Annotated in this window: 1 protein-coding gene; it reads right to left on the bottom strand. The window is 49.0% G+C overall.

Annotated features, from left to right (window positions below; translation table 11 throughout):
- Positions 1-47: 47 nt before the first annotated feature.
- Positions 48-1,414 (bottom strand): IS3 family transposase gene (locus tag JK635_RS28915; RefSeq protein WP_498043885.1). Its coding sequence is split into 2 segments (ribosomal slippage): positions 48-919 and positions 919-1,414, totalling 1,368 coding nucleotides; the frame shifts between segments, so codons are not numbered across the junction.
- Between the last annotated feature and the right edge of the window lie 127 nt (positions 1,415-1,541).

Genomic DNA, 1,541 nt, shown 5'->3' with positions numbered 1-1,541 from the left:
GTGTCCACCTATGTTGAACTGACCCCCAAACCTTGGACGGATAACGACTATGCCGGACTGGATTGGACTCTGAAGTCTACTGGGCTCAGTCCGCCGAGTTTAAGCTTAATGCGATCGTGATTGTAATAGCGAATGTATTCCTTTATGCCCGCTTGCAGTTCATCGAGATCACGAAATTCGTTGATATGGTAATACTCAGCTTTAAGGGTTCCAAAGAAACTCTCCATTGCCGCATTGTCGTAGCAATTTCCTTTGCGCGACATGCTTGGCGTTATCTCTTGCTCCATTAGATACCGACGATAGTTTGGCATTTTATATTGCCAACCTTGATCGGAGTGCAGGATCGGTTTGTCCGTTGACTTCAACCGTCCAAACGCTTTGCGCAACATCGACTCGACCATGTTGAACAGTGGGCGTCTGGCCATTTCGTACGCCACGATCTCCCCGTTGTAAAGGTCCATGACTGGAGAAAGATACAGCTTTTGGCCGCTCACTTTAAATTCAGTCACATCTGTTACCCACTTTTCATTCGGTCGCACCGCATCGAAGTTTCGTGCTAAAACGTTGTCCGCTACATGCCCCAGTTGGCCCTTGTAAGCGCGATATTTCTTTATGCGCACACATGATTTGAGGTGCAGCTCACCCATTAGGCGCTGCACCGTTTTGTGATTGATTTGATTGCCTTCTTGCCGGACCACGGCAGTAACGCGGCGATAGCCGTACCGCCCCTTGTTCTTGTCAAAGACCGTTCTGATTCTACGCTTTAGGTCAGCGTATTTATCGGCTTGTTGCAGAACTTTTTGTTGATAATAGAACGTACTGCGCGCCAAACCTGCCACCTTCAACAGACTGGCAAGCGGATAGGTCTGCCTTAGCTCAAGGACGACTTGCGCTTTTTGCGCGATGTCGCCTGCATCTCCTGAGCCAAGGCTTCTAGCTTTTTTAGGTAAGCGTTCTCCATTCGAAGAACGTTCAGTTCGTCCAGCAGTTCTTGCCGTGAGCGCTCGTCGTCTCCATCAGATACAGGTTTCGTTTTTTGATTCGATTGCTTTGTCATTGTTCTGTTTCGTCTCAATGGGCCTTGGGAAAGCAGTTCAACACCACCTTCTTCGTGCTGGCGCTTCCAATGGCCAATAATGTCGAATTTGCGGATATCAAACAAGGCGCCTGCCTGCCGAAATGACAGCCCGTCGTCTTCAACTCGTCGTAGCACTTCAAGCTTGAAGTCTACACTGTAGAACTGCCGCCTCTTTTCTTTAAGGCCCTTGATCCCATTCGCCTGATATGCCGCGATCCACTTACGCAAAGATGAAACGTTTACATCGTGCTCCTTTGCCACAGCTTTTAGGCCAAACTCTCCGGAACAATACTTCTGAACAACTGCTAGTTTCTTCTTAAGGGTGTACTTTTCCATAAATTTCCCCGAGGTAATGTCCAATCTTTCGGGGTCAGTTCATGTTAAGTGGACACCTCATGACAGAACCGACCTCGACGACAGTGCGTCGGCGCCGCCATGGCGCAAGCCTGAAGGCGCAGATTCT

The organism is Neobacillus paridis (assembly GCF_016765675.1).
In the GTDB taxonomy this organism is placed as follows: Bacteria; Bacillota; Bacilli; order Bacillales; family Cytobacillaceae; genus Neobacillus; species Neobacillus paridis.
Note: the sequence above shows the minus strand (reverse complement) of the source record. Positions and strands in the feature narration are given on the sequence as shown.